General features: G+C 49.1%; 21 protein-coding genes. 12 read left to right on the top strand and 9 right to left on the bottom strand.

What is annotated here, in order from left to right; genetic code table 11:
- Nucleotides 1-376 precede the first annotated feature (376 nt).
- From CFK45_RS09905 to CFK45_RS09920, 4 genes are all read right to left on the bottom strand, one after another.
- A complete protein-coding gene (locus CFK45_RS09905; protein WP_096086286.1) occupies nucleotides 377-1,072 on the bottom strand; it encodes an MBL fold metallo-hydrolase in 696 nt (231 codons plus the stop codon).
- Between the two features lie 25 nt (nucleotides 1,073-1,097).
- Nucleotides 1,098-1,919: a sulfite exporter TauE/SafE family protein gene (locus CFK45_RS09910; protein ID WP_096086287.1), complete on the bottom strand. Its 822-nt coding sequence runs from the start codon at nucleotides 1,917-1,919 to the stop codon at nucleotides 1,098-1,100.
- Nucleotides 1,920-1,952: 33 nt separating this feature from the next.
- The gene (locus tag CFK45_RS09915; RefSeq protein ID WP_096086288.1) at nucleotides 1,953-2,525 is read right to left on the bottom strand and encodes a rhodanese-like domain-containing protein; all 573 of its coding nucleotides are present in this window, start codon (nucleotides 2,523-2,525) and stop codon (nucleotides 1,953-1,955) included.
- Nucleotides 2,526-2,624: 99 nt separating this feature from the next.
- Nucleotides 2,625-2,972 carry an ArsR/SmtB family transcription factor gene (locus CFK45_RS09920; protein WP_096086289.1) on the bottom strand — a complete coding sequence of 116 codons (348 nt, stop codon included), beginning with the start codon at nucleotides 2,970-2,972 and terminating at the stop codon, nucleotides 2,625-2,627.
- 254 nt (nucleotides 2,973-3,226) lie between these two features.
- On the opposite strand from CFK45_RS09920, the gene CFK45_RS09925 reads away from it, so the two are divergent.
- The 9 genes from CFK45_RS09925 to CFK45_RS09965 all read left to right on the top strand — a co-directional run bounded on the left by CFK45_RS09925 (nucleotide 3,227) and on the right by CFK45_RS09965 (nucleotide 12,870).
- A complete protein-coding gene (locus CFK45_RS09925; protein ID WP_158224668.1) occupies nucleotides 3,227-4,174 on the top strand; it encodes an OmpA family protein in 948 nt (315 codons plus the stop codon).
- 16 nt (nucleotides 4,175-4,190) lie between these two features.
- On the top strand, nucleotides 4,191-7,652 hold the full coding sequence (locus CFK45_RS09930) for a PKD domain-containing protein (protein ID WP_143247548.1): 3,462 nt from the start codon (nucleotides 4,191-4,193) through the stop codon (nucleotides 7,650-7,652).
- 255 nt (nucleotides 7,653-7,907) lie between these two features.
- Entirely contained in the window at nucleotides 7,908-8,600 is a 693-nt protein-coding gene (locus tag CFK45_RS09935) for a hypothetical protein (protein WP_096086292.1), read from the top strand.
- A 273-nt stretch (nucleotides 8,601-8,873) separates the two neighbouring features.
- On the top strand, nucleotides 8,874-9,461 hold the full coding sequence (locus tag CFK45_RS09940) for a hypothetical protein (RefSeq protein WP_096086293.1): 588 nt from the start codon (nucleotides 8,874-8,876) through the stop codon (nucleotides 9,459-9,461).
- Between the two features lie 530 nt (nucleotides 9,462-9,991).
- A complete protein-coding gene (locus CFK45_RS09945) occupies nucleotides 9,992-10,510 on the top strand; it encodes a carboxymuconolactone decarboxylase family protein (protein WP_096086294.1) in 519 nt (172 codons plus the stop codon).
- 78 nt (nucleotides 10,511-10,588) lie between these two features.
- Nucleotides 10,589-11,479, top strand: coding sequence for an RNA polymerase sigma factor SigJ (sigJ, locus tag CFK45_RS09950; RefSeq protein WP_096086295.1), 891 nt, complete (start codon nucleotides 10,589-10,591; stop codon nucleotides 11,477-11,479).
- A gap of 36 nt (nucleotides 11,480-11,515) precedes the next feature.
- Nucleotides 11,516-11,878, top strand: a complete 363-nt coding sequence (locus tag CFK45_RS09955) for a nuclear transport factor 2 family protein (RefSeq protein WP_096086296.1) — start codon at nucleotides 11,516-11,518, stop codon at nucleotides 11,876-11,878.
- A 59-nt stretch (nucleotides 11,879-11,937) separates the two neighbouring features.
- Nucleotides 11,938-12,444, top strand: coding sequence for a lipocalin family protein (locus CFK45_RS09960; RefSeq protein ID WP_096086297.1), 507 nt, complete (start codon nucleotides 11,938-11,940; stop codon nucleotides 12,442-12,444).
- Nucleotides 12,445-12,624: 180 nt separating this feature from the next.
- Nucleotides 12,625-12,870 (top strand): VF530 family protein, encoded by a 246-nt coding sequence (locus CFK45_RS09965; RefSeq protein ID WP_096086298.1) that lies wholly within the window; start codon nucleotides 12,625-12,627, stop codon nucleotides 12,868-12,870.
- Between the two features lie 122 nt (nucleotides 12,871-12,992).
- On the opposite strand, the gene CFK45_RS09970 is transcribed toward CFK45_RS09965, so the two are convergent.
- Together CFK45_RS09970 and CFK45_RS09975 are read right to left on the bottom strand one after the other, a co-directional pair.
- On the bottom strand, nucleotides 12,993-14,708 hold the full coding sequence (locus CFK45_RS09970; protein WP_096086299.1) for a bifunctional protein-serine/threonine kinase/phosphatase: 1,716 nt from the start codon (nucleotides 14,706-14,708) through the stop codon (nucleotides 12,993-12,995).
- Nucleotides 14,709-15,030: 322 nt separating this feature from the next.
- The gene (locus CFK45_RS09975; protein ID WP_096086300.1) at nucleotides 15,031-16,509 is read right to left on the bottom strand and encodes a NarK family nitrate/nitrite MFS transporter; all 1,479 of its coding nucleotides are present in this window, start codon (nucleotides 16,507-16,509) and stop codon (nucleotides 15,031-15,033) included.
- Between the two features lie 314 nt (nucleotides 16,510-16,823).
- Between CFK45_RS09975 and CFK45_RS09980 the strand changes: the two genes are divergently transcribed.
- The 3 genes from CFK45_RS09980 to CFK45_RS09990 all read left to right on the top strand — a co-directional run bounded on the left by CFK45_RS09980 (nucleotide 16,824) and on the right by CFK45_RS09990 (nucleotide 21,708).
- Nucleotides 16,824-17,558 carry a lipoprotein intramolecular transacylase Lit gene (locus CFK45_RS09980; protein WP_096086301.1) on the top strand — a complete coding sequence of 245 codons (735 nt, stop codon included), beginning with the start codon at nucleotides 16,824-16,826 and terminating at the stop codon, nucleotides 17,556-17,558.
- A 411-nt stretch (nucleotides 17,559-17,969) separates the two neighbouring features.
- Nucleotides 17,970-18,635, top strand: a complete 666-nt coding sequence (locus CFK45_RS09985; RefSeq protein WP_096086302.1) for a putative glycoside hydrolase — start codon at nucleotides 17,970-17,972, stop codon at nucleotides 18,633-18,635.
- Between the two features lie 229 nt (nucleotides 18,636-18,864).
- On the top strand, nucleotides 18,865-21,708 hold the full coding sequence (locus tag CFK45_RS09990) for a DUF5060 domain-containing protein (RefSeq protein ID WP_096086303.1): 2,844 nt from the start codon (nucleotides 18,865-18,867) through the stop codon (nucleotides 21,706-21,708).
- 114 nt (nucleotides 21,709-21,822) lie between these two features.
- Here CFK45_RS09990 and CFK45_RS09995 read toward each other — a convergent pair whose 3' ends face one another.
- The 3 genes from CFK45_RS09995 to CFK45_RS10005 all read right to left on the bottom strand — a co-directional run bounded on the left by CFK45_RS09995 (nucleotide 21,823) and on the right by CFK45_RS10005 (nucleotide 25,926).
- Nucleotides 21,823-23,013: an alginate export family protein gene (locus CFK45_RS09995; RefSeq protein WP_143247550.1), complete on the bottom strand. Its 1,191-nt coding sequence runs from the start codon at nucleotides 23,011-23,013 to the stop codon at nucleotides 21,823-21,825.
- Between the two features lie 50 nt (nucleotides 23,014-23,063).
- Nucleotides 23,064-24,824: an ABC transporter ATP-binding protein gene (locus CFK45_RS10000; protein WP_096086305.1), complete on the bottom strand. Its 1,761-nt coding sequence runs from the start codon at nucleotides 24,822-24,824 to the stop codon at nucleotides 23,064-23,066.
- Between the two features lie 85 nt (nucleotides 24,825-24,909).
- Entirely contained in the window at nucleotides 24,910-25,926 is a 1,017-nt protein-coding gene (locus CFK45_RS10005; protein WP_192870754.1) for an ABC transporter permease, read from the bottom strand.
- Nucleotides 25,927-26,011 lie beyond the last annotated feature (85 nt).

Below are 26,011 nucleotides of genomic sequence, written 5' to 3' on the forward strand. Positions count from 1 at the left end.
TCTAAACGCTCGATGGCGGCCAAAACTTGTTTCACTTGGTAGGGCTTTGCCTTACCTTTTGAGTTTTGGATATTTACTCGCGGGTCGCCTTGCCATGGGGTCTTATAGACCCTATGGGTTGAACCCGATTGGCGAGCTTCGCTGAAGTAAGAGTCGCAGACCTTACATAAGTCATTGAATCTTATAGATTTTGGGTTGTTCCTCATCTGAATGAGGATGTCTTTGATGCTCGCCATGTTTGTATAGTATCACTAATGATATCAAGGGCAAGTTGTGCAAGAGGGCGCGAACGAAATGTTGCGCCCACGAATGGGGTCTCAGCGCCCCGTGATGCCCATGCCTGTAGTTTGAGGCGAAAATAAGGCAGCTAACTAATTTACACCTTGCCACATGCCTGATTCGCTGGAACCGCCACATCCATCAGCTTAGGGTTGGGTAAATTCAAATTGTTCATCAGTTCGATATAAGCTGCTTTATTTTTCACCTGCAGGCGCGGATTATTGGCTTTTTCTTTGCCGACGGTACTTTGCCTATTGCCGCTATAATCGTGGCCGGGGTAGACGATGGTGTCGTCCGGGTAGCTCAAAAGTTTGTTAAAGATGCTCTCGTATTGCGTGCCCGCATCACCTTGTTGAAAATCCGTGCGGCCACTGCCGTTGATTAACAGCGTGTCGCCGGTGAATAAACAGTTTTGCCCATTGTTTTTCACGTGGAAGCTGTAACTATCATCCGTGTGGCCGGGCGTGTGTAATGCGGTAATTGTTAATGAGCCGACTTTAATTTCAGTGCCATCGACAAATTTATGGTCAATACAGCTGCTTTTACTCTCTTTGCCGAGCCAGGTTTGGGCACCGATTTGATCGCGTAGCTGGCCGTTGGCGCTGATGTGATCGGCGTGGGTATGCGTATCGAGTATGTATTTAATCGCAAGCTCACGCTTTTGGCTTTCATTGATGTAAAAGTCACTTTCGCTTAAGACAGGATCAATCAATGCCGCGTCACCGCTTAGTTCATCGGCAATTAAATAGGTGTAGGTACTGCTTTCTAAGTCAAACCACTGTTCAAGTATCATACGAAACTCCTTCCTGATTCCAAACCTAGGAAAAAACAAACTGTTTGGCGGCTAACACCAGGCTCACCAAAATTAATAAGCAAGCGAATCCTTTCTGCAGGGCGGGGCCTGCGATAAAGCGAGCGAATCCTACGCTGGCTAACATGCCTGCGATGGCGGCGGCAATAATCGGCAGCGCCAACACTAAGCCTTTAGAGCCTTCAAAATACACATGGCTTATAAAACCCGCGCTGCTAATTAATACAATGCTTGCAAGTGAGGTGGCGACTGCGCGTTGCATCGGGATCGCACTTAAAAACAAAAACAGCGGTACGATTAAAAAACCTCCGCCAACGCCGAACAGGCCGCTTGCTAAACCTATGCTTAAACCGCCGATAAGCAAACCACTTATGCAGCGCGGTTTTAATTGAAACTGGCCGCTTGGGCTCATGCGGCAGGCCATGGCCTGTTCACCGTTAGTGTCTTTATCGCTCGCCGCTCGCACATGGCTGGTGCTGGCCGGGTCTGTTTGTACTTGCCGGAGCATGCGTATCGCGATGCTAATTGCCAATAAACTAAAGCCCGCAATTAACCAGTTTTCGTCGAGTTTTCCTGCGAGGCACTTACCGAGCGGGGCACTTAGCATACCGCCTGCCGCTAAGAATAGTGCTGGCCACCAGAGTACTGAGCGGCGCTGGACGACAACGCCAATTAGCGCACTGGCGGCAACCGCGGCCAGCGCGATCGCCATCGCATCATTGGCCGGTAAGCCGAGCAATAAAATTAGCAGCGGCACTGCAAAGATGGAGCCTCCGGCTCCGGTCAGGCCGAGCAGGGCGCCAATTAATAAGCCGATTAGTATGCTCATAACCTTGCTCTTACGTTAACGTTTAAACCCAGCTTAGACTGAACAGTTTTTGGCGCCTTTGCTGGCGGGGTTTTGGGAGCGGTTCCACGGCATAGCCGCAAGTAGCATCGCCATACCACAGGTATCGGTAATACCGGCAAACATTAAACCCGCACCGACAAAAGCACTCAGTGCAAAAAAGGCCGGAGAAAGCGTTGCCCCAAGTACAACACCAAGCACAACTAAAAAGCCGGCAGCGATGCGTACCTGGCGCTCGAGGCTGATGCTTTTGCGCCCGCTGCTTTGCAGCGTTGCGCCCGCGCTTTTGCACGCAGCAAGGCCGCCGTCGATAATAACGAGCTCACAGTTATCAGCACTGCCACCCAATTTATCGATCGCCATCTGTGCGCGCCGCCCGCTTTGGCAAAGCAGATATACCGGGCCTTGTTTGTGGCCAGCTTGTTCCAGGGCCTTATCAAAGCTTTGTTTATTTAACTTTTGAACGGGCAGGGCAATGCAGCCGCCAAGCGCCTCGCTCTCTACTTCAGCGGGTGTGCGAAGGTCGATAACGGTTAGTGTTTGCTGTTGTTGTGCAGACAAAAAGTCTGCTGCGCTGATGCTGCTCATGGAATACTCCTCGTATTAAGCTTTTTTACTGCGCTCAAAGTGCCTTTCTGGTCGAATACTCAGGCTTCAGCAGAGCGTATTAATGAGTGTTAACAGGCCCTAGTCAGGGCAGTAAATGGATTTTAAGGTTTGAATAATTTTGCCGACGCTGGCATCGGCAACACGGTAATAAATGGTCTGGGCTTCGCGGCGCGTATTTAAAAAACCGGCTTCACGCATTCTGGCCAAATGCTGGCTTAAAGCACTTTGGCTAAGTGGCACCAGCGCATTGAGCTCGCCGACGCTGAGCTCACCCTCGCCCAGGCAGCAAAAAATCATCAGCCTTTTTTCATTGGCCAGCTCTTTAAGTAAGGCCGTGGCTTCGCCTGCGTGTTGGGCGAGCTTTTCCAGGCTGTTGTGCTCATCTGAGTTGAGCGCGGACGTGTCTGAGTCGGTATTTAAAGGCATGGCTGCTCCGTTTGTTTTGTATTAGTAAATACTAATATTTCATTGCTGGCAAGTTTTAATTTAGCTTTTTCTAATTTATTCTTTTTTAATGTAGAGAGTTTTAAGCTTATTGTTATTACCAAGTGTTAGGTGCGCCCTCCTAAAGGAAACTTTGTGATATAAAGCACAGTTACAAAGATAAAGACTTGTGTTTCCACTAGGGGGTGGCTGTGGCTAGCTTGTGCTTTGGCAGAAGGTTTAGGCATCGAGGTATTTTGGCTGCGCTGTTTGTGCCCGCGGCATGCTTGTGTGCGCCGGTAAACGCCGCAGATATTTATGTTGTGCCGAATGTGTCGTATCAGTGGCTGGATGACAGTGGCCACATAGACTCTGCGCCCGCCGTGGGTTTAAGTGGTGGTTTGCGTTTGGGCGAGCGCTGGGCGCTCGAGCTTGGTGCACTTTATGGTGAGAGCAAAACGGTGTTTGGCGATGACACTTCGATGCGCCAATGGGCGGTTGAGGGCCAGTACTTATTCGAGCCTGGATCGCGCTTTCAGCCTTACGGGCTTATCAGTTTGGGGCGCTTAGATTTTGCCGCCGAGCAGGATGACGAGCTGACAAGCGCTATTGGCGCGGGCAGCTATTACCAATTGAGTGAGCGCGTAAAACTTCGCGCCGATCTTCGCAGCCGCTACAGCTGGGAAAAGCAGCTGGTTGATATCGCCGCGACCGCAGGTTTCAGTTTTTCGTTTGGCTCTGGTACGGCTTCGGCTTCAAAAACATATGCTACTAAATCCAGCGCCACAGCGCCGCAGCGCCCCAGCGCCCCAGCACAGAGTGCGGCGGGGCTTAAAGCCGGCGACGACAGCTTAATTTACCACTTCGAAATTCATTTTGAGTTTAATTCGGCGGCGCTGCTGCCCCAGTACCAGGACGATGTTGCCGGCCTTGCCGAGTTTCTAAAACAGCACCCGGATGCCGACCTTCAGGTAACAGGTTTTAGCGATGACCAGGGGCCTGAGGCCTATAACCTGACGCTTTCGGAAAAGCGCGCACAGCTGGTTGTCGATATTCTGGCTGAGGATTACGGCATTGAGCGTTCGCGTATGTCGGCCGTTGGCCGCGGCGAAGCCGAGCCAATGGCTTCAAATCGCACGGCGGCGGGGCGCGCAAAAAACCGACGCGACATCGCCATCATCAAAGCCCATGTCGGGCAGCGTTAACATTCAGGAAGCAACAATGAAGACTTATCTAAATTTTGCCGGCCTTGTTGTGCTGCTGGCCGGCCTTAGTGGCTGTGACTCAGGCGGTGAGAGCCGCATAGACATTGCACTTGAGCCAAGCCACTTCACCAGCATGCAAAGCGGCGCCGATGCCGTTGGCCTGAGCTGGCAGGCCATTGATCACGCCGATCACTACAAACTCTATCGCTGTGATGCAGACCTTGCGACCAGTTTCTGCCCGAGCGAGTGCTCTGAGCACCTCGATACGCTAAGCGGTACGGAGTATCAAGACCGGGCGGTGGCGCCGGGCCAGCTCGCTTGTTACAGCGTAAGTGCGTGCAACGAATTTGGCTGTGCGCCGCCGAGCGGGCAAATCCACGGTTTTCTTGCGCCGGTTCAAAGCATGAGCGTAAGCGCAACTAGCGCTGCCAAGGTGCTTGAGACACAAACAGCCGTGTTGCACGCATCGACGATCAATAGTGAAGGTACACTTACCTACGCCTGGAGCCAGGTCTCGGGGCCGGCCGTTGTGCTTGAAAACGCCGATAGCGCCAATGCGAGTTTTGTGGCGCCGGCCGTCGACAGTGCCGAGCGCTTGAGTTTTAACGTATTAGTACGCGATGCCAACGGCCCGGTTAGCAAAACCGTTAGCCTGATAGTCAACCCCGATCACGTCAGTGTGAACGCCGGTGTTGATAGCCTGGCCTTAGTTGGCCACACAGTATCGCTTCACGGCCGCGGCGCCGGAGAGGGCAGCCTGGCCGACTACCGCTGGCAGCAGTTAAGCGGGCCGGTGGTTGTGTTAGACGATGCAACAAGTTCCAACCCAAGCTTTGTAGCACCCGATATCAGTGCTCATCAACAGGCGCTGCAATTTGAGTTGAGTTTTAATGACGGCATCGCCACCGCCAAAGACACTGTAACCGTTGCCGTTGTGCGCCCAGCCCCCGATACGCCGGTATTGGTGCCGGGCTTAGCGCCGGTCGCGGTGCCTATAGCCACGCCAATCGCTGAGCCATCTTTGGGGCCTGCGCCATCGCCTTCGCCGGGTGCCATACCGTCGCTGGCGCCGGTGCCAACACAGGTCCCTTCTCCGCTGCCAACACTGGTGCCGTCGCTAGAGCCACTGCCTTCGCCGTCGCCAGACCCAGTGCCATCGATGTTACCAAGTGCAGTGCCGTCGCCACTGCCGAGCAGTGTGCCGTCGTTGGGCCCCGCGCCTTCACCATCGGCCCAGCCGGTGCCATCTCTGGCAGCCAAACCCTTAACGCCGAGCCTGGCGCAAAATAAAGAGCCTTTACTGCTATTGGCGCCCGCGCCGCTTAGCGCTGTCGGTGGCACGGATTTAAGCTTAAGTGCCAGCGCTCGGGGTGGCGACGGCGGTTACCAGTGGCACTGGAGCCTGAAAACAAAAAGTGACTTGGCTCCGGATTGGAGCTTCCCCGGCGCCACGGATCAGTCAGTGGTGGATGTGCACTTACCCAGAACGCCTTCACCTGCGCGCTATACCTTAACGGTTGAGCTTAGCGACCGCAGCGGTACAAGCATTAGTCGCGACGTTGAGATTTATGTTGGCGCCGAGCCGGGCGAAGACCCTTTGCGCATTTACGCACCGGATATGCTGCTGCACGAAGGCCCCGCCCAGCAATATTTTGCGGTAACGGTCGAAGGCGGAACGCCGCCTTATCGCTATCAGTGGCTGCAACTAAGTGGCCCGGACTTGCGCTTCGCGCCGGGTGCCGGTGCCGATGGCCACACGGTTACTCTGCAGCTGCCCGCTGTCGACGGTGATCAACACGCGGCCTTTGAAGTGGTTGTGACGGACGATCACGGCACATCCGTCAGCGAGATTCAGCACCTGACAATCTTTGATGCGATGGCGCCGCATATTGCCAAGCAGGCTCTAGCTATTCAGCCTATGCCGGCCTTAAGTGTTGTCAGTGGGCAATCGCTGCAGCTAAGTGCATTTGCCACAGGCGGTGAGGGCAGTTACAGCTGGAGCTGGTCTCAGCTTTCCGGGCCCACAGCTAGCTTAAGTGCGGCAGATACTGTGGCGGCCGTATTTACCCCGGCCGATACAACAACAGCCGAATCTGTACTGCTGGAAGTGAGTGTCACCGATGCTGCCAGCACCCGTGTGACTCAGCAGTTGCAGATAAATGTTGAACCGCGCGCCCCTGATATACCGTTAACGGTTGCGTTAATTCCGAGTGTCTTTGTTGACGAGGGCGCCGACGACATTACCTTAACAACGGCTGTTAGCGGCGGCACAGGTAATTATTCTTACGCCTGGCGTTATGCCGGCGGCGCAAATGACCCTGCGATTAGCTTTAAGCATGGCAGCGACCAGGCCACGGCCGTATTTGATGCACCGCTGGTAAGCAATAATACCGTGCTGCCGTTTGAATACACGGTTAGCGATGGTGTGCAGCAAATTAGCCATACACTCTATGTTGTGGTGTACGACCTTGCCGACAGGCTGCGCTTAAAAGGCATGAATAATTTAATTGTTAAGCCCGGCGATAAAGTGCATTTGCAAGGCGGCAAAGCAACAGGCGGTACCGCCCCTTATATTCTCGAGTGGAACCAAGTTTCCGGTCCCCACGTGTGGCTTTCCGACAACGGCACCGGCAATGCTTATTTTACCGTTGAGCCTGCGGACTTTACTGTTGATGCCGAGCTGCACTTTGAGTTCACGGTTACCGACGCGCTCGGCAATCGTTATTCGATAGATGAGCAGGTTACTGTACAGACGGAGCTGGTAGTTGGGCTTGATGTTACCCCAGCTGTAAATTATCGAGGCTCGCTGGATTTAAATGCTCATGTCACTGGCGGCACCCCGCCTTATCAGTATTTTTATGGCGGCGGTTTTTGGGCCGGCCGCCATTTTAGCCAGCGGGAACTTGCCTCTAGCAAACCGCACTTGGGTTTTATACAAGTATCGCCAGTGCACTCGACAATAGTTGCCGATGACGTGTTTGTTAAAGTCCGCGATGCCAACGGCCGCGAGGCCATCTCGCCCCTTCAGTCGATGGTGTTTTTAGCTCAGGGTGAATCGCTAGATGCGCAGGGCCATGTACTGCCAACAAAGGCGGCTATGTGTAAAGGTTTTCCACCAGCTGCGTCTGTTGATGATCAAGGCGCTGTTGCTTGCAGCTCCTCAGAAGCTCTTTTAGGGGCCGAAGAGCAAATGTGCCCACCGGATCGCCCTTACGCATTTACTCGTTTTATTCAGACAAGTCAGGGCTCAAGTATTCACAAAGGCTGTGCCAGTGCCCAGACCTGTTTAACAGAGTGGACTAACCGAAGCCAGCAGCTTCCGGGTTGCGGCTCTGGCAACTCGGCATCTTGGACGGGCGATACAGATTGTTTTGTTTGCTGCTCGGATGCCCCAGGGCATACAGGCCCTGCATGTAATTCCAAAAATGCAGTGCCTCAAGAGACCTGGTTTAAACCCACACCGGCTCAGACGCCTTAAAGCGCCTGCGCAAACTAAGTGTTCTGAATGTAATACAGCAAGCTTGCCTGCAAATAAAATACTGTGCGCTGCGTGACAAACAGCGCGCAGCGAGGCGTAAAATTTAAATGCGGCTATAAACAACGCGTTTTCATATTTTTATGGCCTTGTATGTAAGGGGTTTATATTTTTTGGCTTGTTGTATTAGGTGGGGAGTTGCTTGGGATTATGGGAAAGTTTTCTATTAATTAACTGTTAAGTTTCCAAGGGGGGGCTGTGTACAACGATATAGAAGAGGCGATGCTTGGACTTTCAGTTTGGAAAAAACACCTTAGAGCTTCGGTAAACCCTATTTCAAAAAATATTGCATGTAAACCAGCATTTGATGCCGACTATTACCGAGAAGCTGTATTGTATCGGTTTGTTGAGCTTACTGAATCCGCCTATTCGCTCTATAAGTCAAATTTTCTTGTAGGCGCAGTAACTGTAGCTAGAGCCTCGCAAGAGACTCTAGCTGTTGCTTGGTTTATAAATTCAAAGCTGGAGCATTTGACTAAAACTAAAGATCTTTCTCACTTTAGTGAAATCATGAAAAGATTAATCGTAGGCTGGTCAAATGACGAAGAATTTCCTGAGAAAATCAATGTGTTCAAGTGTATAGACTCTGTTGATAAAGTTATGGAGGGGAAGTTTAGAAGACACTATGAGATGTTATGTGAGTATGCTCACCCAAATTACAGTGGTACTTTTGGCGCCTATGGCAAACCCAATCATGAAAGGTTAGAAGTAACCTTGGGCAATTATCCAAGATCGAAAGATACTCTTAAAAAGCATATTGAATCAACGCTGATTATTTGTGTTTCTCTATTGGATTCAATACAAGAAGAATATGAGTCAGTAATAAACTCTGCACTAGATATATGTTTTGACCTTCATAAAGAAGGCAAACTAAAGGAGCAAATGCAGTGAAACTTAACAAGCCAAGCCAGCAGGGCTCATTTTACTGTTACTTTGCTACAAAACGCAAAATGAGCCTCTGCTTGAGGCGTTCAGGTTGTAGCAAAACTAAAATCGTGGGATTGTGCTCTATTTCGGCTGAAAAGCCACCAGAAAATTCGTCTCCTACGTGAATGCTGAGGCAAGAAGATGCTCAAAGAGCACTGAAATTCACGTAGGATTGCGTTTAATGTAATTGGAAATATAAGGCTGGAGTTTTGCTACAGCCTCGTTAGGTGAAAAGGGATGACTGAAAGCTTTTTGAGGCAGCGAAGAAATTTATTTGTTGTAAGCGGAATATTCCTGTTCTGCTATTTTGCAAAAGTAGATGTTTCGCAGTTAACAATTATTGGTGTGAGTTTCGAGGGGTTTGGTAACCCTGAAGCGGTATACCTGTTTTTATGGATTGGTTTAGGGTATTTTTTCTATCGTTTTTCAATCTATTTTTATGAGGATGAATTTCAAAAATTTAAAGAATATTTTGAGCGAGAAATGGAACTATCAGTTAATCCAAGGTTGCTAAGGCTAGTATCTGAAAAGTACTGTGATCTTAACGAAAACTGTTTGCATAGCTACAAATTTATGAAAAAACAAGGCTGGCTACTAAAGTATCAGATATATGTGGGAGAGGAAGAGCGCCGTACTGTGGAAAGCGTTGAAACTAGTGTGCGGCGTACCGAAATATGGAAGTATGAGGTGGCGGGTTTGGCTAGGTTTTTACTGTTTACGCCAGCAATTACCAATTACATTCTTCCTGCTGTAGTCACTATATATGTATTTTGGTTGTGTGGGTTTTCAAATTGGAGTGGGGCGTTTCGTGCAATATTCACCTAACAAAACAATCGTAGGGACATTTATTGCTACGTTCCGTTTTGGGGTGGCTGCGCCACATTACCCCAAAACTCCACCACAATCAAAACGCAACTGACAAAGGCGTTATAAGCTCACGGCTGTACTAATTTACCTGTCATTGACGGGCTGTATCACGGGGAATCCCTGGGAGCAGTTCATGACCAATGCGGAGCAAAACTTCTCGGGGAAAGAATTTTCAGAAGTGAAAACGCGACTTGAGGACGGAGGAAGATACGAATAAATGGGGTCAGATGAGCATTTCCCAATCAATTCAGCAATAACACGCTGACTACGCCCCCCAAAAAAATTGGCTTATGTTACAAGGAGGTGACGATGCCACGACTACTGCGTATATACCCGGTGGGTGTTCCACAACATATCATTTAGCGTGGCAATAAGAGACTGTAGATTAAGTAATCACTACAAACGCCATAAGCCCACCCCTTTTTCTTGTCACATTTTGTCTCGGTACCTCGTCTTGTTAGTGAACCCATAAGAGATATGTGCCCAAGATGAATACAACAAGTAAGCACCAACAAGCCATTGATGCATTTGAATCCCACTATCAGTACGATGGCAGCTACATGAGAGAGCTTCTGGCTAGCTCGCCTACAGCTTATCAGTTATTTAGTGATTTTCTGCCTCTGGCTCATTACCGAGAGCAGCTAACGCTAGAGGATTACTGGCTAGCTAAAATCGCAGCATTACAAACCGCTGACTGTGGCGCCTGCCTGCAGCTCAATATAAAAATGGCAAGAGAACAAGGGCTGCCGAACGCTCTGATTCGTATGGTGATTAAAAGCGATGCGGCCTTACCTGAAGATCTCAAACAAGTGGCAAGCTATGCGCGCCAGCTAGTGGGGCCTGAGGGGGTAGATAAGGAATTAATGCAACACATGCGCAAACGCTACAGCCAAGGCCAGTTATTAGAATTTGGTTTATGTGTTGCCAGCGCTACGGTTTTCCCGATGATAAAACGCGCGATTGGTGCGACTCAAAGCTGTTCTGTAATCGATACCGAACTTGCGTAAATGAATAAAAGCCTTGTTAAATTAACATCGCTTTTAACATAAAGCCTAAGCGGCCTCTATAAAGCTAGCTTTAAAAGAGTGGATGCACTTAAAACCATGCAAGAAGTTCAACAGTTTGAAGCCAATAGGAATAAGCTCTTAGGCATTGCCTATCGTATTACCGGCTCAGTATCGGAAGCCGAAGACATTGTACAAGAGACCTTTATTCGCTGGAGTAATGCCGATGCAACAGAGATTAAGAATCTTGACGCCTGGCTCTGTACTATAACCACACGACTGTCCTTAGACTTATTAAAAAGCGCGCGCCATAAACGCGAAAGCTATCTTGGGCCGTGGCTGCCAGAGCCCTTAATTGAAAGCAAGCACGAGCCAGAGGCCGCTCACGAAATAGATCAGACTGTCACAATGGCGCTGATGGTACTACTTGATCAGCTTTCAGCTACAGAACGAGCAAGCTACATCTTACACGACTTGTTTAATTACAGTTTTAACGATGTCGCAGACATATTGGGGCAATCTGTAGCCTCATGCAGAAAGCAGGCAAGTCGCGGTAGAGAAAAAATTCACCTGGAACCCAAGCACTCAATTGCCTCCGTCGACAAACACCAGAAGCTTATCTCGGCTTTTTTCAAAGCCACCCGTGATGCTGATAGTGAAGCTCTGCTAAAGCTGCTCAGTGATGATATTGTTTTTCATGCCGATGGAGGTGGAAAAGCCTCTGCTGCGCAAGATATATTAACAGGCAGGGGCGAGGTTATGCCGTGGTTCAACAAGGTCTTAAGCCCAGCATTTAAGTATTTTGAACAGAAAAATGAAAAACGCAGTATAGAGTGGTTTAACGGTTTACCAGGTTTGGTCTTGTGGCAAAATGGCAAGGCCGTATCTGCATTTAGCTTTACCATTGTTGATAACAAAATTCGCAAAATACACGCCCTAAGAAACCCAGATAAACTGAAATTTTTTTGCTAAAAAGTTAATTTCAAACAACAAGCAAGGCCGCGCACTATGAAAGATAAGATCCTGGAACTTGAAGAGCGTTTGAGGCTAGCTATGCTGCATTCGGACACCTCAGTTTTAGATCAGCTCTTGTCGTCAACGCTATTATTCACCAACCACCTTGGGGCCTTGGTAAGCAAAGAGCAGGATCTTCAGCTACACAAAAGTCAAGCACTTAAATTTAGCTCTATTGAACTATCAGACTCACATATACTAGAGCAGAACGACAGCGCCGTTGTATCGGTTAAAACAGATATTAAAGCCTATTACAACAAACAATATACAAGCGAGAGTTTTCGCTTTACCCGCTTGTGGGGCAAAACTTCGGGGGAATGGCAAGTACTTGCGGCACACGCAAGCATCATAAGTTAAGCCCAAGACCCACAAGAAAGCAGCACAAGAAAATAGCATTGTAGGTGGTATAGATCAGTATGAAATACTTCATTATGTTAACAATCGTTTTTTTGTCATCTTGTACAGGTGTGCCAAAAGGAATTAAACCGATTGATAACTTCAATCTCGACCGTTATTTAGGTGATTGGTATGAAATAGCTCGTCTTGATCACTCTTTTGAGCGAGGGCTAACGAAAGTAACAGCTAATTATTCATTGAATGCTGATGGTAGTGTAAAAGTAATCAACAAAGGCTTTTCTACAGAGAAAAACCGATGGAAAGAAGCCACCGGCAAAGCATATTTTGTACAGGAAGAGAATATGGGCTACCTAAAGGTTTCATTCTTTGGCCCTTTTTATGGCTCCTACATTATTTTCAAACTCGACGAAGACTATCAATACGCTTTTGTAACAAGCCACAACAGAGATTTTCTGTGGCTCTTATCGCGAAGCCCTGCTGTAAATGATTCTGTTAAAAAAGAGTTTATCAAAACGGTAACAGACTTAGACTTCAATGTTGATGATATTATTTTTGTAGAGCAGTGAAAGCTTTGATCTGCCGCCAATTCTTAATGCCGCTTTTCCAGAGTGTTTTGAGCCTTGCCAATAAGGAATTTTTTGTTGTTTTAAGCTAGGGGTGGGCTGACATTAATAAGCTGTGTTTAAATGGCGCACGTTAAGCCGCGCTGTTCCGGGCGACATCAAATTTAGAGCATTGATTGAAACATGAATACAGAACAACCAAATAACCCACTGCACGGTATTACCCTTGAAAAAGTGCTAACGCGTTTGCACGAGCACTATGGCTGGCATGGTTTGGCCGATAGAATCGACATTAATTGCTTTAAGAGCGAGCCGTCGATTAAATCGTCGCTGAAGTTTTTGCGCAAGACTCAGTGGGCAAGAGATAAAGTTGAGAGCCTGTATATCTCAACATTTGAAAAGAAGTCTCCGTGGGCTAGCCGTAAATAATGCCCATTGGTTTTGGCATTTATAGTGTAAAACCAGGGGCCTCAAACTTGGTGAAGACCCTGGTTCTAAGCTCCTTCTCCAGCCCCTAGCTCTAAGCGGCGTTTTAGCACCGCTACGCGGCCTTATTGCCACGGAATAAGCAGCGCCAGTGCCGTGGCCCAGCCGAGGCCTGCAATAAGTTGCCATACCAAAACCGGATTTTTCTCCATTAGTGGTATATCTTCTTTGCTGGTCCAGCTGGGGTTGGGCCTTTTTAGATCTTTTAGCCATTCGCTCATGGCGCTGTAGCGGCCTTGCGGGTGCATGCTTAGCGCACGTTCCAGTGCGTAATCCATCCACGGTGGTACCAGCGGGTTGTGTTTGCGCGCCGGTATGTATTTTAGTTTTTGAAAACCTTTGTAGTTCATCTGGTTTTCGTAGGCTTCGCCAAACGGCAGTTTGCCGGTGAGCATTTCGTATAAAATCACCGCCAGAGAAAACTGATCGCTTTTTTGGCTGATGCTCAAACCGCTGCGGTATTCCGGCGCGCTGTAGCGCAGCGTGCCGAGTATGTCGTCGCGCTGAAAAGGCGCGCCGGCTTCGGCGACGCCGGCAACCCAGCACGAGCCAAAATCGATAATTTTTGCGCCGTTGGTGCCGATAATAATATTTTCAGGTTTTAGGTCTTGGTGCAGGGTATCTTTGCGATGAAAACCGCGCACGCCTTTAATCATTTGTTCCAGTAACTCAACTGCGTCGGGAATATCAAACGGTGCGCGTTCTTTAATAAGTTTGCCAAGGTCGGGGCCGCTAATATACTCGGTTAAATAATATAAAAAGCTGCGCTCCTGCGGCGCCTGGACAACGTTTACCACGTGCGGGTTTTGAATGCGTGTGCCAACCCAGCTCTCCATCACAAAACGCTCAATATAGGCTGGGTCATCGTCGTAGTTATCGGATGGCGTTTTCATTACCGCCAGGCGTTGGTCGGGCAGCTCAACAATGTAGACTTGCGAGCGCTCACTTTCGTGAATAATTTGTTTAACTAACATGCCATCGATTTTCTGCCCAACTTCAAGCAGCGGCGGGAAGGGCAGTTGGCTCAGTACGTTTACCGCATCGCTTTGTGACGGTGGGCCAATATTTTCAATGCGCACAATCTGGCAGCTGATATTGTCTTTGCTGCCGGCTGCTAAGGCTTCGCTGGCGATCTGTTCACAAAGCGCTTGTTCACTTTTATCCTGCTGTAAAAGCCGTTCTAAATCACTGCGTTTTAACACGTCGTGCACGCCGTCGGTGCTTAAAAAATACAGATCGCCTTTTTGCACCTGTTTTTTTATCACATCAATTTCCAGGCTTAAATCGGCCCCGAGCGCGCGGCTTAAATAGGTGGTTTTTCTGTCGATGCGATTGGCGTGATCGCGGGTCAGTGGTTTTAATACACCCGCGCGCAAGCGGTATAAACGGCTGTCGCCGATATGAAAAATAAACGCGCTGTCGCCTTTTAAAATCAAGGTGGTGAAGGTGGTCAGCGAGGCTTCTTCGCGCACACTGTTGCGGCTTAAGCTCCACAGGTGGTTGTTAAGTGAGCGAATAACCTGAGACGCGCTTTTTTCAGTTGCCCAGGTATCGGGTGTGGCGTAGTAGTCACTCATAAAACCGACAACCGCCGTCTGGCTGGCCATCTTTGCCGCGCTGGAACTGCTAACGCCGTCGGCAATGCTGACAGCGATGCCCTTGCTGACCAAGGCGCTGCCATCGGGCACTTTTGCACCGACGGTATCTTGGTTCTCTTCTTTTATGCCTTTATCGCTGTACTGCCCGATACTGACCGCAAGTTCACTGTGTAGATGATCCATTGTTTTCTTTTTTCTTTTGTTTTCGAGGGCAGTTAAGCCGCAATTGCTAAGTACAAAGCGTGGTGTTAGCTAGAGCTTTTTCAGGGCCTCTGCGCCATGGAAGGCGCGGGGCAGCTCCAGGGATGGATTTACGCGTCCAGAAAAAGCTCTAGCTAACAGCGCGCGTATCGAAGCTGCCGCCCGATGTTATGGCTCAAAGTCATCGCTCGAAGTTACAGCTCAAAGCTACAGCTTTGTATTCGATACATAGTTTTAATAATGCAAACAAAAACGGCCCAATTAAGGGCCGCTTTACTTTAAGTGTTCAGATTGAGGCTGGCAATTAAGTCAGTTCAATTTTCTGAATGGTGCCGTCTTCGAGAACCTCAGTCATATGGCCTTCTGGCTCATCGAGGAACTGAACAATAGCAAAGACTGCCAGAGCACAGCCGCCAATAATCATAAAGAAGGTCGAGGCGTCTACAAAGCTGTAGATGGTCAGGAAGGTTACCGCACCAACGTTGCCGTAAGCACCGGCCATACCGGCGATCTGGCCAGTCATACGACGCTTAACCAGGGGAACAATCGCAAATACCGCACCTTCACCAGCCTGTACAAAGAAAGAACAGAACATAACAGCAACAACAGCCAAAGCGATGGGCCAGCTACCGTCAACCTGTGACAGAGTGAAATAACCGATGGTCAGGCCGATGATAAACACAGACATAGACTTGCGACGGCCGAACTTGTCAGACAGGTAACCACCGCCAGGGCGGGCGATCAGGTTCATAAAGGCGTAAGCCGAACCGAGCATGGCAGCGGTGGCCATGGTCAGGCCATCAAAGGTATCGAGGAAGAAACCAGGCAGCATAGATACAACCGCCAGCTCAGAACCGAAGGTGACAAAGTAGGCCCAGTCGAGAACCGCAACTTGCTTAAACTTGTATTTATCGTGCTCGGGTACTTCGGCACCTTTAAGCATCTCTTTGTTTACTTTGTAAATCTGGCTGAACTGGAAAGCACACAGCGCAACAAGGCCAACGTAGATAAAGTTAACAGCTGTATCGCTGAGCAGGCCAACACCTGCTGGGCTCAGTTTCCAGGCCAGTACCGCAAGAATGAGGTACATAGGCAGGTTCATAGCCAGGTAGAAAAAGAAGTCTTTCTTAGAGCTTACTTCCAGGCCGCCGCTTTTCTTAGGCTTGAAGTAAGTAGAACCTTTAGGTGTGTTGCGTGCGCGCCAGTAAAAGATGATGCCGTAGATAAAAGCAACCACACCAACAGAGGCAATCGCATAACGCCAGCCGTCTTCACCGCCGAATACCAACGATGCGATTGAAGGCAGAGTAAATGCTGCAGCGGCGGAACCGAAGTTGCCCCAACCGCCGTAAACACCTTCAGCAAGGCCTACCTGGCGAGCGGGGAACCACTCACCGACCATGCGGATACCAATAACAAAACCGGCGCCGACAAAACCCATCGCAAAGCGGATGGCGGCCAGTTGCTCGTAACTTTGCGCCGAGGCAAACGCGACACAGAGCACGCCGGCGGTAAGTAAGAGTATGGAATAGGTAATACGAGGGCCAAATTTATCAACGGCGATACCAATGGCAATACGCGCCGGAATCGTCAGTGCAACGTTCAAAATCAACAGTGCTTTCCACTGTGGCATGGTTAAGTCAAACGCTTCCATGATCACAGGGCGCAAAGGCGCGTGGGAGAACCAGACTACAAAAGTCAGGAAAAACGCAAACCACGTCAGGTGCAGCAGGCGAATATTCGCCTGCGAGAAGTCGAGCAAATTAAGCTTAGGGGAGCTCATTGGTTTTCCTCAGTAAGTTTTAAATTTAATAATTAGTAATGTTATGGCCTGAGCTAGAGCAATGACCGTGCCAGCACTGCTTGAGTGCGTAAATCTGGGCCTCGCAGCGCTTTTTTTATTGTTGAGGTTAAAATTTAATCGCTTATTTTGCTTCCGTGTGGCGCATTGGCACCACTTTGGTGCCTTTGTGGGGCGGTTGATACTGCTTTGTGCCAGTGGCTCACTTTGAGAAGGGGATTTGAGCGCTTGGTGGCGGAGCACGTATCATAGCGGCTTTGCCCAAAAAGTACGCTTGCCCAGAGGGAGGGCACGAAATGGCTTTATTTGTGGTCCTTCGGCCGATGTTATTTAAACTGCTTTATTCCTTGAGCATATTGCTTTTGAGCTTGAGTCTTGCGTGGTTGTTACTTGCGCCGCTGAATTTTCTCTACCCGCTGTGGCACGACTACGGTGTGATTGAGCAGGGCATCGAGCGTTACGCCCCTGAGAATCGCTACAAAGCCGGTTTTGCCGATACCTCGGCTGAGCAGCGCTATGAGCTCTTTGCCCAAATTAACCGCGCCATCCACCAGCACGGCGAGGGTTTGGCCCAGATTAGCTATGAAAGCGCAACAAGTGGCGGGCCGCAGCTGTTGCTTAGGGAGCCCGAAGTGGTGCACTTACAAGATGTTGCCAACTTAATGGATGTGCTGGCCTGGGTTGTCGCTGCAAATATTGCCTTATTTGTGCTGTTGCTGTTTTGGGGGCGGCGCACAAAAGGCCTGTTACCGGGCGTGAAGCAAGTACTCGCTTTTAACCTTGCTTTGATTGTGCTGTTAACTGCACTGGTGTTGATGATCGGGCCGACAGCGGTGTTTAACCAGCTGCATATATGGGTGTTCCCCGCGGAACACCAGTGGTTTTTTTATTATCAGGAAAGCCTGATGTCAACAATGATGCTGGCACCGGTGCTGTTTGCCTACATTGCCGGCCTTTTATTGCTGGTAAGTGTGTTGATCTTGCTGATGCTGGTGTTTGGCCTGCGCCGCCTATCTGAAAGCCGCCGCTGAGCGCGTGTTCAAGGTAAACTGTGGAGCTGGATCAAAGCTGCTCGCTTTTGATTGGCTACACTGGCCGCAGGCTATTAAGCCTGGTTGAGGAATTGAAGGCTAACTAAAGCTTCTTTATTTTGTATGCTGCAAGGGCTTTTGTGTGTCGCTAAGGGCGTTTGGCCCGGCTAAAGGCTTTTATATGTCGCTAAAGGCTTCTAGGCTCAGCTAAAGGCTTTAAAAGCTTGCTGGGCTTGGACTATTACAAAAGCTTGAGCTATTACATATAACAATGTGAGTGCCAAAGTTAGTACCAAAGTTGGAATGGACTAAACAATGTGTGCGCCAGTATGGCACAATATACCGTATTGGTGTGGTTATTAGCGCCATGCCATCCGGGCTTATTCTAAAAATGTATATCGGAGATTCCCTATGACTGCTCAGACCCTCAGAGCATTTTGCTTCGGCTTTGTTGCTTTGCTGGCTTCATCCGCTGTGCTAGCACAGCAGCCGGACCCCAATACCCAATACCTTCTTGACGGCAAAGCTGTATACCCTTGGGAGTTTTCCCTGCAGTTTGGTCAGGAAAAAATCATAAGCGGTAACGGAAAAACCACCAAAGGTGCTTTGGTTGCGTCGCCTGCAGGGAAAGAAAGCGACAACGATGCGGTGAACCTGAAGTGGACACCTAAAGATGTGCGCAATGAGTGGGGCACACAGAACGAGAATATTTATTATGTGACCTTGACCAATACCATGACGGCAATTGACCTTAGCGGTATTAAAGATCAGGCCGCCTTGGTATTTGACGTTAAGATTATTAAACCACCTAAAAAGCATGTAAACCTGTGGATGGAAGCGGGCTGGGATTGGAAACAGCGCACCAGCATCCCGCTGAAGGCGCCGCTTAAAAAGCTGCCTAAAAACAAGTGGATTTCTTTCCCTGTTCCCCTGCAGTGTTTTGACGATGGTGAGTTTGACTTCAGTAAAGTGACCTCGGTCTTTATGTTAAATACCATGGGTAAGATGGAAATCGAAATCGGCGACATCTACCTTTCAGCGTACCCGGCAGACAAAGTTAAGTGCGCTAACCGCTAATTTGTTTTTTTAAAAGAGCGAGAAATTTTCTCGCTCTTTTTTTGTTTCCGCTTCTTTTTCCCCTCTTTTTTGTCTCGGCCGCTTTTTAGTTGCGCCTGATCAAGCTTAATTCAAACTCTGTATTTGTCTTTCCGGCTGTGTGAAGCCGCTCTTCGACGCTCTTTTCTAAATTCTTAGAATCTGACTTTCTCAATTTGAGCCATATATTGGCAACTAGGGAAAGAAAGTGATGACGAAGCTATATCGAGTTTATGTGCTTGTTTGCCAATTAATTCTTGCGGCAACGTTGACGGCCTGTGGCGGGGCCGAGCCCGCTAGCGAAGGCTCGCCAACACCTTTACCGTCAAGCAGTGCTCAGTCTGACAGCCCTGAGCCGGTAAACAGCCCTGAGCCGGAAAACAGCCCTGAGCCCTTTAGCAGCCCTGAGCCAATTAACAGCCCCGAGCCCAGCCACCTTCCTCAGGCGTCGCCCAGTGCACAACCCAGCTCGAGCCCGCTCGTCAGTATTCCACCTTTGCCCATTGTTTCGCCTGCCGTCTCGCCACAGCCCATAGTCGATGAATGTGATGTAACCTCGCAGTGTAAAAAACGATGGGGTGAGCAAGCGAACGACTGTAAAAACAGTGCATCGGAGAGCAGCGTTTGCATGTGCGGCACTGAAAGCTGTAAAGATGTTTTTACATCTGGAGAAAACGGCGATGACGACTCAGGTGGCCAGGACCCTGGTTCAGATGAGGGTGTGTGTACGGTCGAAGGCGAGTTAAAACAGTGGCATCGCGTAAGTATTTTATGTGAGGGCTACCAGGCTAGTGAAAACAGCGACTTAAGTTTTACCAACCTTCGTTTTGATCTGCGCTTTAGTCAGGGGGAGCAGGTCATTTGGGTGCCTGGGCATTTTGCCGCCGATGCCGATGCGGCAAACAGCTCGGCGCAAAGCGGTGATGTATGGCGAGCGTATTTTATGCCACCGACAACGGGCCTTTGGCACTACCAAGTGAGTTTCCGCAAGGGCCAAAATATCGCCGTTAGCCTCGACCGTGAAGAGGGCGTCGCACTCGATGTTTTTGACGGTAAACACGGTTATTTTAATGTGGCTGCTTCAACGGCGACAGGGCGGGATATGCGCAAGCGCGGTTTATTGCGGCATGTGCCCGGTGAGCGTTATTTACGTTTTGCCGGGGATCATAGTGTTTTTATTCAGGCCGGCATGGATAGCCCAGAGAACATCTTTGGTTACGACGAATTTGATAATACAAAAAAGCACAACAATGTTGGCTCCTGCAAAGGCATCTTGCACAAATTTGATGCTCACAGACAAGATTGGCGCGCCGGGGATCCGACCTGGGCGAATGGCAAAGGTAAAAACCTCATCGGTTTGCTGAATTATATCAGTTCAACGGGCGTTAACTCCGCCTACGTAATGGCGATGACGGTCAATGGTGACGGTTGTGATGCGCATCCCTGGCAACAATATAGCGGCACACGCAAGCGTTTTGACATCAGTAAACTAGATCAGTGGGAGCTTGCCTTTAGCCATATGAACAAGCTGGGTTTAATGATTCATATGATGACTCAGGAAACCGAAAATGATCAGCTGCTAAATAACGGTAATTTAGCTTTGGAGCGCAAACTTTACTATCGCGAACTTGTTAGCCGCTTTGCCCACCACCCCGCCTTACAGTGGAACCTGGGGGAAGAAAATACGAACAGCGCAGCTCAGCAGAAAGCCTTTGCCGATTATATTCGCGCTATTGACCCGTATGATCATGCGATTTTGATGCACACCTTTCCGGGGGAGCACGATAAATACGAAGCTTTGCGCGCGCATAAAAACTTTGATGGGCCTACATTTCAATTTGGTGCTATTGCTGAAAGCCCGGAAGCGGGGGTGTATGGAAAGGTGATTGAGTGGTCAGAAAAAAGCGCAAATGATGGCCACCCATGGGTGATTACCATGACCGAAGCTTCTGGTGGCGATGCGCCCAAACCGAATACCGCTGTTAGCAAGCGCCAGCGCGTGTTTTGGATGTGGGCCAATATTATGGCCGGGGGAGCTGGTTTTGAATGGTATTTAAAAAATGACGGGGCTGGCCATGCCTATGATTTAGCGGTTGAAAATTTGCGTGAATTTGACGAGCACTGGCGCCAAAGTGGTTATGTCAGCGAGTTTTTTCGCGATATTTTTCAAGCGGAGCTTAAGCTCAACTTGCAGGCAATGCAGCCAAGCAATGAGCTGGTTTCAGGTTCACATGCTTGGGTTTTGGCACAAGAGGGGCAGGCCTATTTATTGTATTTGCGCGATGGCGGCGCAGTGAGCTTGAACGTGCGTCAAGGCGGTGAATACAATCAGCTTTGGTTTAACCCGCGCACCGGTGAGCGTTTTAATAAGGGCCCTGTTCAAGGCGGTGCGCAGGTGGATTTGGGGCTGGCGCCAGTCGAAGCAGATAAAGATTGGTTGGTATTGCTTTATAAAACGCCAACAAACCCGAGTTTGTATGTTGAGCGCGACGGCCTGGTGGTAATTGAAGCAGAAACCACCGAAAGTGCACTTGGCAGCTGGCTAAGGAAAACAAGCATTGACGGTTATAGTGGCTCGGCTTATTTGGAGTTTAACGGCAATAATGCTCAAAGCGGGCCCGCCGACTCACCACTGACTTATCGTTTCAAAGTTAATAAGGCAGGTTTGTATTATTTAGATATGCATGTAGCGAAAGTGGATATGGAACTAAATGGCCAGTGGCGCACAGATATTGCCAACGACGCTTACGTTCGGCTCGACGGTGATTTTGCTGCCGGGCCCAATGCGGGCAATGCGCACGGCAATGATGCCCCGTTAAGCAGTTTAAAAAAAGACACTAAATTTTACGGCGGCCAGAATAACAAGTTTGTCTGGGCCTTTGGCAATCGCCTGGATTTAGGCGGGCACAATAATAAGCGTGTGGCGATTTACGCTTTAAAAGCGGGTGAAACCTATGTTTTTACGCTTTCGGGGCGCTCCAGGTTTTTTAAAGTCAACCGCATTGTCTTTCGCCATCAAGACCTTAATCGCGATGATGCACATAACTTAGAATAAGTGTCGGCAGACCCTGGTTGATCCGCTTCGCTAAAGCTGGTTTTGCTTGCTGCAATAAAAAACGGGAGCCGAAGCTCCCGTTTTTTTGTCTAAGTACTTTGAATACAACTGTACTTAGAACTGGGTAGTTGCTTGCAACCAGATTTTCTGGGTATCAACATTCTTTTCTTCGTTAAGAGCGTGGTACTCGTCTGAGACTGAGTAGTCGGCATATTTCAGCATTAGGCCAACAGGGCCCGCCTTGCCTTTAATAACAAAGTCGATTTCAGAACCGAGGTCACCAACGCCTACATCGCTGTCATCGGACTCGAAGTCATGGTAAATGATGCCGCCGCTAACTGGGCCAAATTTACCCATAACACTGGCGTACAGGTCAGCCAAACCGCCAGCAGGAGTACCTAAGAACATATCAGCCCAACCGTTAAACTTGTGGTTGGTACCGTATTTGAAGCTAACGGCGCCATCTGCGCCGTCAGCGCCAAGTACTTCGTAACCGAGGCCGAGTTTAACTGGGCCGGTTTTCACACTACCTTTAAGGTGGGTGTAAAGTGCGCTGTAGGCATCGGTGTCTTGCTGAGCGACTTCAGCGCGGTAGTCAAACAAACCTGCTTTACCGGTGAAGCTTACACCCATGGTGTCGTTGTCACTGTTATCAACGCCGTCGTCGCTTAAGAAATAACCGTAACCGGTCAGTACAGCATATGGAGCAAATTTGTACTGAAGGTTAATCATGTCATCTTTAACATCGTTGATACCGCCAAAAATATTCAGACGGTTCATAACGTGGGCGTAAGTAACAGTGAAGTTGTCATTTTTGTAATCGGCTACAAACGCATCAAAGGTTTGCTCGTTTTGACGCCAGCCAACACCACCTACAAAACGCTGGTTGTCAAATAAAATACGTGTACGGCCGTATTTTGCTGAGGCGACATCGCTGCCGTATTTTACATAACCTTGGTTGAAGTCGGTGCCTTCAGGATCAGCAATAACACTGTAAGCTGGGTCGCCGCTGACAACTGCGTTGTAGTCAACGTCGGCCAGTTCGCTTACTTGATCAAACTCAAGGAATGCGCTCAGTCCGTTGTAAACACCAGTTTTATAGTTAACGCGAGTTTTAAGAGTGTTTGCCATTGCGTCTTTCAGGCTGTTGTCCTGCTCGACGCTCTCCATGCGGTAGCGAAAGCTAACGCTGGCTTCGCCATCGGCCATGGTTTCCATAAAGCCTTTCTCTTCTGCGGTCGCAGCCATCGATACGGCTGACGCTGCAACAGCAGTGGCGAGGAGAGATTTTTTCAAGTTAAGCATTAGGTACCCCTTAATGGTAAGTAAGTGCTGATAAAAATTTGTACAAATAATTAAGCTATTTCAGCTGTTTGCTCTTTTTCCACTTCCGTGTCCTGAGCTGGCTCTTCCGTGGATGTTGACATGGACGCGGCGACTTTTTTGTTATCGGCGGGTCCGTGTTCGTACTCTTCGAGGAAACTTAATAATTCCTCGCGCAGACGGTAATAATCTGGGTGTTCGAGTAATTGCTTGCGCGTGCGAGGACGCGGAAGATCGACTTCCAGAATCTTTCCGACTTTTGCATGTGGTCCGTTGGTCATCATAACTACTCGATCGGCGAGTAGAATAGCTTCATCGACGTCGTGCGTTACACAGATGGCGGTCACCTGAGTACGCTTCCACACTTCCATCAATACTTCCTGAAGCTCCCAACGAGTTAAGGAATCAAGCATACCAAAAGGTTCGTCGAGTAAAAGCAATTTAGGCGACAATGCAAAAGCACGGGCGATACCCACGCGCTGCTTCATACCATTGCTTAGCTCGCTGGCCTTTTTGTCCATGGAATCTGCCAAGCCTACACGACTTAGGTAATATTCCACGATTTCTTTTCGCTCTTTTCTTGATCCATGTGGATAAACGCGCTCGACACCCAGCTCTACGTTCTGGCGTGCAGTTAACCACGGGAACAAAGAGGGAGCCTGAAACACCACGCCGCGATCGGGGCCGGCGGTGGTTACTTCTTTACCGTCGAGAATGATGCCGCCATTACTGATATCGTTCAGGCCGGCCACCATGCTTAAGACCGTCGATTTTCCACAGCCACTGTGACCAATTAGTGAAATAAATTCACCTTTTCGCATTTTTAAGTCAAAACCGTCGACAACGGTCAGTGGCCCTTTAGGAGTTGGATAAACTTTATCCACCTGCGAGAACTCTACGTAGCGATCAAGTGCAATCGATTGCGGTTTTGCTGCTTCGGCTGCCGTTTTATTTGGAAAACCACTGGCGGTGTTTGGCAGAATATCCGGCAGTGTCATAGAGTCATCGGTATTCGCTGCCTCCATGCCGACTTTAAGCAGGTATTCAGTAATTTCTTTGCGCAGCTTAATAAATTTTTCATCGTGGTTCATCGCTGTGCGCTCGCGTGGCCTGGCGATATCGATGACAAATTCCGGGCCGAGGCTGGCTTTGGGGCCGGGCTTTAACGGGATAACCCGATCGGCAAGTAAGATGGCTTCGTCAACATCATTGGTAATCAGCAGAATGGTTTTTTTCTCAACCTGACTGATTTCTTCAATTTCATCTTGCAGCTTGGAGCGGGTCAGGGCATCGAGCGCCGACAGCGGCTCGTCGAGTAACAGCATGTCCGGTTGCATAGACAGGGCGCGGGCAACGGCAACGCGCTGGCGCATACCGCCGCTGAGCTCAGCGGGGCGGCGATCGACCGCGTGGCTAAGGCCCACCATGTCGATGTATTTATGTACATGGGCTTTGCGCTTGGCTTTGGGCCAGTCTTTGAAGGTTTCGTCTACGGCGAGGCTAATATTGCCAAAAACGGTTAACCAGGGCATCAGTGAGTAGCTCTGGAAACAAATAGCGCGCTCGGCGCTGGCGCCGACAACGGGTTTGTCTTTAAAAATTACTTCGCCTTTGTCGGGCTGGATCAATCCGGCGATGGCGCTGACCAGGGTGGTTTTGCCCGAGCCGGAAAAACCGACAATGGCAACAAATTCACCTTCTTTAATATCGAGGTTAATGTCGTGCAGTACTTCGGTAACATTTTTACCAGAACCGTAGTTCTTGCTGACATTTTTAAGTTGGCAGAAAGTCATAGTTAACTCACTTGCTGTAATTCAGTGCTTGGCTCGGCGCCGGTTTAAAAGCCCGGCGCCTTTTTAAGTGTGTATATCGGTCGGTTTAGCGTTTGTCGCTAAAGGTAAACAGGCCTTGCAGGGTGTACATGATTCGATCAAGCAAGAAGCCGATAATGCCGATGGTCAGTACCGCTACCATGATTTTTGCAAGTGATTGTGAGCTGCCGTTTTGGAATTCATCCCAAACAAATTTTCCAAGGCCCGGGTTTTGCGCAAGCATTTCTGCAGCGATCAGTACCATCCAGCCAACACCGAGGCTTAAGCGCAAGCCGGTAAAAATAAGTGGCAGTGACGAGGGCAGTACCAGTTTGGTGACTTTAGTAAACCAACCAAGTTGCAATACTTTACCGACGTTCATCAGGTCTTTATCGATGCTGCTAACACCCAAAGCGGTGTTAATCAGAGTGGGCCACAGTGAACACAGGGTTACAGTGATGGCTGAGTTTAAAAAGCTTTTACTGAACCAGGCTTCACCTTCTGAGGTGACATAGGTTGCAGAAACCACCATGGTGACAATCGGCAGCCACGCCAGTGGCGAGACCGGTTTAAAAATTTGAATAATGGGGTTAAATGCGCTGTTGACGATGGGGCTCAGGCCACAGAATATACCCAGCGGTACGGCGATGATTGTCGCAATTAAAAAACCCATAAATACGGTTTTAATACTGGTCCAGATTTGATCAAGGTAGGTTGGTGAACCGGTATATTCACGCCATTTGATCTTGTCGGTTTTACCCTGGGCTTCGTATTTGGCGTTGCGCTTTTCTTGGCGCTCGTAGAATTTATCTGCCTTTGCGCGCTGGGCTTTGTGATCTTCCCACAGGGCAACGGCTTGCTCTTTAACTTGTACAGGGCCCGGTATCGCACCGAGGCTGGTTTTTACTTGCGAGGCACCTGCGCCCCACAAAAATAAGAAAAACATGAAGGCCACGATGGGTATGCCCATGACCATCCAGAGTTGTTTGAGTTGCTCTTTCGGATCTTCCCCTGCAGCCAGACGCGCAAGCGGGACAAACCATGTCAGGCCCGAAAGCTGGAGAAAGTTAATAATCTTGTTGATCATGAATCTACCTATAAATCTCGTGTGCTAAGCGAATAATTCAATCAATTTGTTTGTTCAATTTTGTTGATTTGGGGCCTCAGTG

This window comes from Agaribacterium haliotis (genome assembly GCF_002312815.1).
Classification (GTDB): Bacteria; Pseudomonadota; Gammaproteobacteria; order Pseudomonadales; family Cellvibrionaceae; genus Agaribacterium; species Agaribacterium haliotis.

Coding starts and splice junctions, on each gene's coding strand:
- CFK45_RS09905 (WP_096086286.1), bottom strand. CDS start 1,072: ATGATACTTGAACAGTGGTTTGACTTAGAAAGCAGTACCTACACCTAT.
- CFK45_RS09910 (WP_096086287.1), bottom strand. CDS start 1,919: ATGAGCATACTAATCGGCTTATTAATTGGCGCCCTGCTCGGCCTGACC.
- CFK45_RS09915 (WP_096086288.1), bottom strand. CDS start 2,525: ATGAGCAGCATCAGCGCAGCAGACTTTTTGTCTGCACAACAACAGCAA.
- CFK45_RS09920 (WP_096086289.1), bottom strand. CDS start 2,972: ATGCCTTTAAATACCGACTCAGACACGTCCGCGCTCAACTCAGATGAG.
- CFK45_RS09930 (WP_143247548.1), top strand. CDS start 4,191: ATGAAGACTTATCTAAATTTTGCCGGCCTTGTTGTGCTGCTGGCCGGC.
- CFK45_RS09940 (WP_096086293.1), top strand. CDS start 8,874: ATGACTGAAAGCTTTTTGAGGCAGCGAAGAAATTTATTTGTTGTAAGC.
- CFK45_RS09945 (WP_096086294.1), top strand. CDS start 9,992: ATGAATACAACAAGTAAGCACCAACAAGCCATTGATGCATTTGAATCC.
- CFK45_RS09955 (WP_096086296.1), top strand. CDS start 11,516: ATGAAAGATAAGATCCTGGAACTTGAAGAGCGTTTGAGGCTAGCTATG.
- CFK45_RS09960 (WP_096086297.1), top strand. CDS start 11,938: ATGAAATACTTCATTATGTTAACAATCGTTTTTTTGTCATCTTGTACA.
- CFK45_RS09965 (WP_096086298.1), top strand. CDS start 12,625: ATGAATACAGAACAACCAAATAACCCACTGCACGGTATTACCCTTGAA.
- CFK45_RS09970 (WP_096086299.1), bottom strand. CDS start 14,708: ATGGATCATCTACACAGTGAACTTGCGGTCAGTATCGGGCAGTACAGC.
- CFK45_RS09975 (WP_096086300.1), bottom strand. CDS start 16,509: ATGAGCTCCCCTAAGCTTAATTTGCTCGACTTCTCGCAGGCGAATATT.
- CFK45_RS09980 (WP_096086301.1), top strand. CDS start 16,824: ATGGCTTTATTTGTGGTCCTTCGGCCGATGTTATTTAAACTGCTTTAT.
- CFK45_RS09985 (WP_096086302.1), top strand. CDS start 17,970: ATGACTGCTCAGACCCTCAGAGCATTTTGCTTCGGCTTTGTTGCTTTG.
- CFK45_RS09990 (WP_096086303.1), top strand. CDS start 18,865: ATGACGAAGCTATATCGAGTTTATGTGCTTGTTTGCCAATTAATTCTT.
- CFK45_RS09995 (WP_143247550.1), bottom strand. CDS start 23,013: ATGCTTAACTTGAAAAAATCTCTCCTCGCCACTGCTGTTGCAGCGTCA.
- CFK45_RS10000 (WP_096086305.1), bottom strand. CDS start 24,824: ATGACTTTCTGCCAACTTAAAAATGTCAGCAAGAACTACGGTTCTGGT.